10 protein-coding genes are annotated in these 10,054 nt (G+C 50.9%); 3 read left to right on the top strand and 7 right to left on the bottom strand.

Translation table 11 applies throughout. The annotated features are described in order from the left end of the window. Window positions 1-641: 641 nt before the first annotated feature. From AC0QH1_RS04110 to AC0QH1_RS04080, 7 genes are all read right to left on the bottom strand, one after another. Window positions 642-2,402, bottom strand: coding sequence for a R3H domain-containing nucleic acid-binding protein (locus AC0QH1_RS04110; RefSeq protein WP_324629607.1), 1,761 nt, complete (start codon window positions 2,400-2,402; stop codon window positions 642-644). 177 nt (window positions 2,403-2,579) lie between these two features. Continuing rightward, a complete protein-coding gene (ldpA, locus tag AC0QH1_RS04105; protein ID WP_324629603.1) occupies window positions 2,580-3,809 on the bottom strand; it encodes a circadian clock protein LdpA in 1,230 nt (409 codons plus the stop codon). Window positions 3,810-3,962: 153 nt separating this feature from the next. Continuing rightward, on the bottom strand, window positions 3,963-4,502 hold the full coding sequence (locus tag AC0QH1_RS04100) for a salt stress protein, Slr1339 family (protein ID WP_324629602.1): 540 nt from the start codon (window positions 4,500-4,502) through the stop codon (window positions 3,963-3,965). A 209-nt stretch (window positions 4,503-4,711) separates the two neighbouring features. After that, window positions 4,712-5,314: a vWA domain-containing protein gene (locus AC0QH1_RS04095; protein WP_324629600.1), complete on the bottom strand. Its 603-nt coding sequence runs from the start codon at window positions 5,312-5,314 to the stop codon at window positions 4,712-4,714. A 162-nt stretch (window positions 5,315-5,476) separates the two neighbouring features. Further along, a complete protein-coding gene (locus AC0QH1_RS04090; RefSeq protein WP_324629598.1) occupies window positions 5,477-6,082 on the bottom strand; it encodes a vWA domain-containing protein in 606 nt (201 codons plus the stop codon). 21 nt (window positions 6,083-6,103) lie between these two features. Then, the gene (locus AC0QH1_RS04085; RefSeq protein WP_324629606.1) at window positions 6,104-6,709 is read right to left on the bottom strand and encodes a vWA domain-containing protein; all 606 of its coding nucleotides are present in this window, start codon (window positions 6,707-6,709) and stop codon (window positions 6,104-6,106) included. Between the two features lie 157 nt (window positions 6,710-6,866). Next, window positions 6,867-7,331 carry an NAD(P)H-quinone oxidoreductase subunit N gene (locus tag AC0QH1_RS04080; RefSeq protein WP_324629597.1) on the bottom strand — a complete coding sequence of 155 codons (465 nt, stop codon included), beginning with the start codon at window positions 7,329-7,331 and terminating at the stop codon, window positions 6,867-6,869. Window positions 7,332-8,317: 986 nt separating this feature from the next. Between AC0QH1_RS04080 and rplC the strand changes: the two genes are divergently transcribed. From rplC to AC0QH1_RS04065, 3 genes are all read left to right on the top strand, one after another. Next, window positions 8,318-8,959, top strand: coding sequence for a 50S ribosomal protein L3 (rplC, locus tag AC0QH1_RS04075; RefSeq protein WP_324629596.1), 642 nt, complete (start codon window positions 8,318-8,320; stop codon window positions 8,957-8,959). A gap of 70 nt (window positions 8,960-9,029) precedes the next feature. Further along, a complete protein-coding gene (gene rplD / locus AC0QH1_RS04070; RefSeq protein ID WP_324629594.1) occupies window positions 9,030-9,662 on the top strand; it encodes a 50S ribosomal protein L4 in 633 nt (210 codons plus the stop codon). Then, window positions 9,655-9,963 carry a 50S ribosomal protein L23 gene (locus AC0QH1_RS04065; RefSeq protein WP_324629605.1) on the top strand — a complete coding sequence of 103 codons (309 nt, stop codon included), beginning with the start codon at window positions 9,655-9,657 and terminating at the stop codon, window positions 9,961-9,963. Before rplD ends, AC0QH1_RS04065 begins: the two co-directional genes overlap by 8 nt. The last annotated feature ends 91 nt before the right edge of the window (window positions 9,964-10,054 follow it).

Raw genomic sequence — 10,054 nt, 5'->3', positions numbered from 1 at the left:
CCGGCACTCTTGCGCCAACAGGAACAAATCGACACCATGCAGGCTAAGCTTTACGATTCGCTCAAGCTTCTCGGACATTTGAAGCGGGAAAACCAACAGCTCAAACAACAGTTGGAGTCAAACACCCCGCCTCATCGATCTAACGTCGTCTAAAAATAACTCACTAAATTGTAGCACAAATATTTTATACTATGGCTCGATAATTTTGAGAAGCCGAAGCCTCCCCAGACCCCGGAGAGACGCGAGCGATAAAAATTTATACAAAAAAGTATCGGAAGCATATCCAATTTAAGTGGATAAAAGAATAATATAAATTGCAGGATGGCTCCCTTGTGCGAGTAGTGGGTGTAGAGCGGGGTGGGGAAATTAGATAGTATTGACGGTCATTTGTCAAGTCAAACTTGGCGAAAAAAAGTTTTGCAGAGGGGTTGATTTTTGCTGGCAGAAATGATATAAAAAAGACTTTGGGGCAAAAAATACCGAATCCGACTGGCCTAGGCGATCGCCCCACCCTTATCTGGTGAGGGGCGTTTGCAGACCGAGGTCAACCGCAACGGGGGAATCGCCGCCAAAAAAAACCTACCACCGGAGAGTGATAGGTACCAAACCAACCCGTTAACCTGAGTCGGAGCGATCGCTTCTTAAGCGGGATAAATCCGCAAGCGGCGATTCGGTTCGTCGCCAAAACTGCAAGACTTCAACCGATAATGCTCCACCAACTCGTGCTGCATTTTCCGCACCTTGCCCGATCGCGGTAGCAGTTCCACAGGTTGTCCTTTCGGAATCACGATTTGCTCCACGGCGAGGCGGGCTTCTTCCAATGCCTCAATCTCGTCATCGTTGCCGTTTTGAGCGAACAAACTCAGTTCGGCAGCATCCAGATTGCCCATATCCTCCATATTGAGCATCCGTCGCAAGGCGTGAGAAATTTTCGGGACGCTATTGGAATTGACCGTGTAGATCGGCACCTGACGGTTTTTCGCCATTTGGCGCAGCTTAGAATGATTTTTCACATGAGAGCGGACTGCCAGCACCGTATCTGCACTGTCAATATCCTTCGTCACCATCACCGGCAGATTCAGGGTCCGAATCACCCGATCCAACTGATGGCGACTGACCCCATAGGGATAGATATGCAGGGGCAAATCTTCTCCATTCGGTCCGGGCGCAGCCATTTCGCCCAGACCACCATATTCAGCCCCACCCCCCAAAGGATTGTGGCGATATAAGGACTCATTGAGCATTTGCTCAAACGTTTGTTGCTCCGCCACCTTCTGAGAGCGGGCAGTGCGCCGAGGTTCGGCAAAATTCTCGGGCCCAGGCAAGGGCTGCATTTTGCCGCTACCGCGCAATCCACTGCTGCCCCGAAACGCCGGTGCGGCAACTTGGGCCGTACTCGGCGCATAGAGTTCATTGGTAATGCTGACCTTGCCCTTTTCGTTCACCGTCCGCACCTGCAGATTCGGTTGACGTCCGCGCAGCAAGCTATCCACCGTATCGGCAGCTTGTTCGTGAACCACCCAGCGCTGACGTTCGAGCATTTCTACCGCAATTTCAAACGTCGGCGGCGCTTTGCGTTCCAGCACGGTTTTCTGACATCCCCGCCGCCGCGCTTCTTCATCGGAAAGGGTGACGGATTGAATGCCACCGACTAAATCGCAGAGGGTGGGGTTTTTGATTAAATTTTCCAGTTGATTGCCGTGAGCGGTGCCCACCAGTTGCACGCCGCGTTCGGCGATTGTCCGCGCCGCCAGGGCCTCGAGTTCGGTACCGATTTCATCAATGACGATTACTTCTGGCATGTGGTTTTCCACCGCCTCGATCATCACCTTATGCTGCAATTCTGGCATAGCCACTTGCATCCGACGGGCGCGCCCGATCGCCGGGTGGGGAATATCTCCATCGCCGGCAATTTCATTGGAGGTGTCGATAATCACCACCCGTTTTTCTAACTCGTCTGCCAGCACTCGGGCAATTTCGCGCAGTGCTGTGGTTTTTCCGACCCCGGGTCGCCCCAACATCAGAATTGATTGCCCACTTTCGACTAAATCGCGAATCATGCGGATGGTGCCGAAAACCGATCGCCCCGCGCGACAGGTTAAGCCGATGATTTCTCCGGTACGATTGCGAATGGCGCTGATGCGATGCAGGGTTTGCTCGATTCCGGCGCGGTTATCTCCGCTGAAGTGACCGACGCGATCGATGGCGTAGTCGAGATCGGCGCGCGAAATGGGGGTATCGCCGAGGTACTCGGCTTTGTTCTCGAAGCGAGCTTCTGGAAGGCGGCCCAAATCCATCACCACCTCAATCAGGCTGCTGAGCGCTGGATGCCCTTCTACGCGATCGCGAATCTTTTCTGGCAAAATCTCCAGCAATTTGTTCAGATCGTCGGTTACCTGCATTCTTCCTAAAGCGACGTTTTCCACGGCAACCTGGGAGTCAGGTTGGTGAAGGTTGTCAATGGGGGGATGTCCATTGGAATTGACCATAAATTAGTTGGCGTCGATAACTTAGCACTACATTAATGAAACGTTGCAAATCAAGTAATCAAAGGGTTTGGGAAATCAACGGGGGCTTTTTCATGGCACTGTATTATTTGTGTTACATTTGTATTGTACCGGAAATTTCAGCGGTGCGACTAGGGAATATGCTAAATCAACCGCTTGCCACAGCAAATCGGGAAAATCTTCTAGGCGCAAGGGGGATGCCACCCCAGAAACCTCGCTCTCCTGAAAAAGCCGATCGCTGCGTTCTTCGAGCTGCTCTAAGATAGAAGTCAACTGCACCCGGGCATAGCTGCCATAGGCGACCCCAGCAATATAGGGATGGCGGCTGGCAACCGAGGATTTGAGCAACCCCATTGCCTTGAGTTTGGCAACGGTGTGATGGTTGGTCCCTCCCGCAAGCTGTACGTAGCCCGGTAATCCTGCTGCTAAAACTTTTTGCCCGAGTTTCACCGTGGCGTGGGTAGTGCCGATGCCAATATCGCCACTCATCGGACGCCCATCGGTTTGCCAAATGAGGGCGCAGGGCAAGGGCGAAATCGTTTCGTACATTGCCCAGAGATAATCAATCAGATCCGGTCCGTCGGGACAACTAATCGCGATCGCTTTCAATGAATCAACCCACGGTGAAATCGAACTCCACAAGCGCTTGAAGTCTGACAAACGCCCTACACAGGTGTGGATTTCTACAGCATCTACACCTTTAGATAACACGGTGGGAGCGATCGCCGTCGGTGTCGAGACATACGAACGAGTCGTAATTAGCCCCAGGGGACACACCGGGACGCATCGCCCACATCCATAACAGCGTTCCTCGATTACGCCACCACCGGGAACAGAATTCTCAATTGAAGATTGCGAATTAACCGTTCGTGGGTTGTTAATTCTCAGTTCTTCCTTGGGGTTGTCAAACACAATCGCTTGTGCTGGACAAATCTGTTCGCAAGGGCGCGGACAATCTGCCGGACAGAGATTTGCATCGAACTGCGCTTTGCGAAAATGAGGGTCTTCCCCATCGTTTAAGCTCACCATCAGCAGGGGCAGATTGTTTTTTCTCAGAATGCTTGGCCTGCGATCGCCCCATTTGTCGGCATCGTCAGCGATGTTGCCCGCTACCTGTAGCGCTTCTTTGGCAGCGGCAACTACGGCTGGATCTGCTGCCACGTCGATGCAGTCAGCACCAGCTAGGGTATAGGCCAACGTGATGTTCCGCACGGCAGGCAAGTGTTGAAAACTCGCACCGCAAATCAATTTGAACCACTGGCCTTCGGTTAAGGAGTTTAGGGGACACTTGAGATCGTTCACCCCTCTATGCTAATCCGGTTGGTGAAAATTTGACAGCCAATCTGGCAAATTTATTTCTCTAGGCATATTCGCAACTGATGCCTACGGGATTTTTGCTCCCCCAGATTCAGCGCCACGGTGTTGCCCCGCATTTCTGTGCATCAGACCCCTGTCTTAGGGATGATTTTCTGAGTTCATGGCATTGAGATAGGCGATCGCTGCCTCTAGTTTGGAGGAATACTTCTCGGCAAACTGCACAAACCAAAATCCCTCATCGGAATACGGATCTAAATTTTTCAGCCATTCCTGGGCGCGGGCTTTCAATTTTTCTTGCTGTTGCCGTTTGCGTTCTTCCCGCTGCCTTTCCCGTTCTCTTTCTCGTTCTTTTCTTTCAATCTCCTCCGCTTTCAAGCGTTCTTCAAATTCCTGCTTCACATCACCCAATAAGCTCTCTACCGGACTGCCATATACACTCTGAGTCGAGGGTGAGGCGATCGGTTTTGGCTGGGGCTGGGCTTGTGGCGTTTTGCCCTCGGCTTCCCCTTGCACGTCGGACAACAGCTTATCTATATTGTAGTCATTTTTTTGCCGATTCTGGGGCGATGGTTGCGGCGGTTTCGCTGGAGGCTTGGACTGCGGTTTTTCCGGCTGATTGGAGTCGGCATTTTGATGTTCTGCTTGCAGTTCAGCCAATAGTTTGTCAATGGACTCCATGCTTTTGACTCCTGATTTCCTAATCGGTTAGTTTTCTCCACCAGTTTGCCAGAGTATTTTGGAAGTATCCGAATACAATCGGTGGAATAATTAATGTTTTCACGGATTCACAACTGGATTAATTTTGATGGTGGGCAGTACACAACCTACTTGGGCTGGATGGTGGGCAATGCCCACCCTACTCGTACTATCTACATTCTCGAACGTAATTAATCCGAGATTGCATTCATCAGCACCTCAGAAAGCGTCACCTCTTCCATATCTTCCATCGATATCGTATCCACGATATCGAACTGAGCGCCTACCCCTTCCATCTCATCATCTAAGGCTTTTAAAAAGCGGGTTGCTTGGGCGTCAGTGCCCACTTGAATCATCGAAATCGCCAGTTCTTCATCGCGCTCGATCTGACGTGCTGCTTCGATAATGACCTTCATCACTGCCTTGCGATCGTCCGGTTCTCCATCCGTAATTACCAGAATCGTTTCCCCGTTTTTTGCTTCACCGCTGGCTTTCTTTTGCAAGTAACTATTCACCGCATCTTGCAGCACCGATGCCAAATCGGTTCTTCCCGATGGCTCGTTTTCCTGGAAAATCTGCGACACCTTAGCCGAGGTGACATTTTCGTAGCGCTTAAATCGACTGGAAAACAGATAAACCGTAATTCCATCCGGGTCTAACTGTTCGGCTTTCGCGGCTAAAGCAAATGTGGATTCTTCTGCGGATTTCCACCGCGTTTTTCCGCCGTATCCATCGGGAGTCATCATGCTCCCACTTTTGTCAAGAATTAGGGTATAGTCTCTATTCTCTAGCATAGCTTTTTTACCTCGCTGTTGTCAAGATTTTTCGGGATTTATTTTTTTTCCTGATTTGTTGCTAGATTCAGGAGGGTGAAGGGAACTGAAAGCCTGGGGAGTTTACCCCGGGCGATCGCGATTGAAATTCGCTCTCCACCTGTATTGTTTTCCCAGGGTTTTTTAGTCTACGATCGCGTTGAGCAACACTTCTTTCAGCGGCACTTCTTCCATATCCTCCATCGTAATTGTATCTACGATGTCGAATTTAGCGCCAACTCCTTGCAATTCATCATCTAATGCCTTAAGGAAGCGCAGGGCTTGCGGGTCTTTGCCCACTTGAATAAAAGAGATTGCCAATTCCTCATCGCGATCGAGTTTGCGAGAGGCTTGAATAATCAGCTCCATCACTGCGCGGCGGTCATCTGGTTCTCCATCCGTAACCACCAAAATCGTTTCTCCTTCCGGTTTCGTTTCACCCGCCGACTTGCGCTGAAAATAATTAGTCACCGCATCTTGCAGGACCGCCGCCAAGTTGGTGCGACCCATCGGTTCATTTTCTTGATAAATTTGTTCCACCTTAGCGGTGGTCACGTTGTCATAACGTTTAAAGCGACCGGAAAACAGATAAACGGTAATGCCATCCGGATCGAACTCTTCACATCGTCTTGCCAGAGCTAGGGTAGATTCTTGAGCGGAATTCCAGCGGGTTTTGCCGCCGGGTTGGTCGGCGATGGACATACTGCCGCTTTTGTCAATAATTAAGGTATAATCGCGATTCTCTATCATCAGGTTTTTTCCTCAATCTGGTTAGTCAGTAATGGCATTGATGAGAACTTCAGTGAGCGTAAACTCTTCCATTTCATCAATGGTTAAAGTGTCTACAATGTCAAACTTAGCCCCAGCGGTTTGCAGGTCATCATCCAGGGCTTTGAGAAACTGAGTTGCTACGGGGTCGTTGCCGATTTGGATGAAAGAGATGGCCAATTCTTCATCTTTGTCAATGCGACGAGAGGCATCAATAATGACTTTCATTACACTTTTGCGATCGTCCGGTTCGCCGTCAGTGACCACTAAGATGGTTTCGCCATTGAGTTTGCTTTGGGCGCTTGCTTTGCGTTGGAAGTAATTGTTGAGCGCATCTTGGAGAACCCCGGCTAAATCGGTGCGCCCCGAGGGTTCGTTTTCCCGAAAAATCTGTTCGACCTTGGCAGAGGTGACGTTATCGTAGCGTTTAAAGCGTCCCGAAAAGACATAAACCGTGATGCCATCCGGGTCGAAGTCCTCGCATTTTCTAGCTAAAGCGAGGGTAGATTCTTGAGCTTCCAGCCATCGGGTTCTCCCGCCGCGCTGGTCTGGGATGGACATACTGCCACTTTTATCGAGAATGAGGGTATAGTCGCGGTTTTCCAGCATCAGAGTGTTAAATGTTAAAGCTAAAGTTGGTAGGGGCATCGGCGGGTTTCAAGCTTGGGGCATGAAGAAAGGGGATGCCTCTGCTTGTAGCTTAGCTTAAAGCACCAAAGGGGGGCGATCGCGATCGCCCCCCTTTGGTGCATTGAAAGTCGGAAAATTAGCTTGCCGATGCAGAAAGCACTACATCGCGCAGGGGAGTCCAGCGAACCTGGCGATCGCCCCCCACTTCCACCACCACTTTGACTCGCGGTTCGATATTTGGCAATTCGCTCAAATACTCGATTTCTTGCTGTGACAGAATCATGCCATCAATCAGCCACACCACCAGACCTTTAGATTTGGCAGGGAGATGGTCTAAGTTGTAGTTGACGATTGGCGGGATAAAATAAGTCCGCACATCTTTTTTGCCCAAGTGGGGAGGACGCACCCCGTGAACCCCGGTTAAATAAGCCGCTGGGTCTCCTAAACCCCGGGCGCTGAGCGACAGGTTGACATAGCCTGCCGCGCGAAGTCGGCGCTGGTAGCGCCCCTCAAATCCGCCTTCTAAGGGGACGTACAGGGCCAGCGCTCCATTATTTTCCAGATCGCGGATGAATTTTTTGCCCGTGATAAGCAGTGCCATAAAGTTGAGATCCTCGGTGGTTTAACGGTTATGATGAGATTTACCGTGCTTTTGTGCAAGCCCTCGCAAAGGCGCGATCGGCACCCTATTGAGGATAGTCGCGATCGCTCAACGCCAACAGACGAAAGCGCAAGAATACTGAGAACCAGTATATATGAATGCTCCTCCACCTGCGACGCCCGGTGGTGGTGTTTTGAGCAGAAGCGCTTATCCCCCCCACAGGCGGCATTCTCCTCGTATTCTGGGAACGTTAGCCCAGCAACACCCCCAAGTCGTTTCCGCAGAAGTGTACTTGAGCGTCACAAGAGGGGTTGAGCCGGATCCCTATTCCCCATCCAGTTGAGGGTCTCGGTGGGTGCGATCGCTGAATTTTTCCCCAAGTTTGCAAAAAAATTCCAGGTGGCAAATTCTTTAACCTATTGTGGGGTAAGCGGTTGAGCCGCTTGGCATTCCAGCCCGCCTCAAAAAAATAAAAAAAATTAGGAAAAAGACTAGACAAGGGGATGTAAATGAGATATGGTATTAAATTGTCGCCAAATTCAGCCAATTGACTCTTTCCGGAGAGCCAACCTGTCCACAACAGATAGCAAAATTAGGCTATCTTAAGGAGAGTCCGCGCAAGAGAAGACTCACTCAATCCTTAGCGGCAAGTTAAGGAAGGCTGAATGAGAGCGGGGGTCAGCACAGCAGGCAGATATCTAGACGCCTGTCTGACCGAAGCGGAGAAAACATGCCTCGTAGGGAAACTGAGCAATGAAATTGTTTAAGTCCATGCGGTGAAAGGCATCTCGAGCAAAAGCTCATTCCAAAGACAGATTTTCACGTCCACCCAGAAGTCTTGCGCGACTTCCGTGAAGCCTGTCTCCCCTTGAGAGAGGAGGCAGACTTCCGAGTGGGTTGGCGGAAAGAAATCGGAGAGAGCGGTTTGTAGTGAACACAGCGATCCGATTGTGTTGTAGTGCGTAAGTAAGGGGAGACCATAACCCGTGTCTGTCGGTATTCTCGGCACTAAACTCGGCATGACCCAAGTGTTTGACGAAGAGGGAAGAGCCGTTCCCGTCACCGTCGTTCAAGCCGGACCATGCACCGTGACCCAAATCAAGACCAAAGAAACAGATGGCTACGTAGCCATTCAAGTTGGATATGGTGAAGCGCCCGCCAAGGCGATTAACAAACCAGAACTCGGTCACCTCGTCAAGTCCAACGCGCCCCCGTTGCGTCATTTATGCGAATATCGGATAGAGGACGCCAACAATTTTGAGCTAGGACAACAAATCAAAGTCGATACTTTCGCGGCGGATCAAATTGTAGACGTCAGCGGAAACAGTATTGGTCGGGGATTTGCGGGGTATCACAAACGGCATAACTTCAAGCGCGGGCCGATGTCCCACGGGTCGAAGAACCATAGATTGCCCGGTTCCACCGGCGCGGGGACGACCCCGGGGCGGGTGTATCCAGGCAAGCGAATGGCAGGAAGACTCGGCGGGAAGCAAGTCACCCTGCGGAAATTGAAAGTCGTGCGGGTGGATACTGAGCGCAACCTGCTGCTCATCAAAGGCTCGGTTCCCGGAAAACCCGGTGCCCTGCTCAATATTAAGCCAAGCAACGTGGTAGGCGGTTCCAAATAAATTATCGGCAAGAACGTTTGCAAAAACTCAAACCCGATCGGAGTAACGGAAGAAACGGGGGTAGACAGAGATGGTGAACTGTGTAGTTAAAAATTGGCAAGGGGAAGAAGTCGGAGCCGCGACATTGGAACTGCGGGTGGCGAAAGAAGAGAATGCCGCTCATATCGTTCATAAAGCGCTGACCCGGCAACTGAACAACCGTCGTCAAGGAACGGTGGGCACCAAGACTCGAGCGGAAGTCAGAGGTGGGGGAAGAAAACCCTGGAGACAAAAAGGAACCGGTCGCGCCCGGGCCGGATCCATTCGCTCGCCATTGTGGCGAGGCGGCGGGGTGATCTTTGGTCCGAAGCCAAGAGATTACGAGACCAAGATGAATCGTAAAGAGCGGCGTCTGGCATTGCGGACGGCGTTTCAAAGTCGGGCAGAAGACATGATAGTGGTAGAAGAGTTTGCAGAAAATCTGCCACGTCCGAAGACCAAAGAGCTGGTCAATGCTTTAGGGCGCTGGGGTGTAGAGCCAAACGACAAGGTACTGCTGATTTTGCCAGAGCGGCAAGAGAACGTGTATTTGTCGGCTCGGAACGTAGAGGCGCTCAATATCGTGTACGCCAATAACTTAAACGTTTACGATGTGCTAGTGGCAGATCGGATCGTCACCACAGCAGCAGCCCTTGCCAAAATTGAGGAGGTCTATGGTGAGTGAACAAAATCTTCGCAAGCTAGCGGACTTAATTCGTCGCCCGATCGTGACAGAAAAAGCCACGATGCTGATGGAGGAGAATAAGTACGTGTTTGACGTGACTTCAAAGGCGACGAAACCGCAAATCAAAGCAGCGATCGAACACCTGTTTGATGTGAAGGTACTGAGGGTCAATACCCAACATCTGCCCCCCAAAAAGCGTCGGTTCGGGAGATTTGTGGGGTATAAGCCTCACTATAAGCGAGCGATCGTGACCTTGGCAGAGGGTGATTCGTTGCAAAGCATATTCTTCCCAGAAGTGTAGGGGAAACAGCTTGTGGAGTGGAGTTTCACCCGAAGTGCCACCAGAAAAGCTTTACCCCCATTCTGAGGAGAGAAGCCAAATAAAGCAGTTG

The sequence above is a fragment of the Phormidium sp. CCY1219 genome (assembly GCF_055795085.1).
This window is presented reverse-complemented; position numbering and strand designations above follow the sequence as displayed.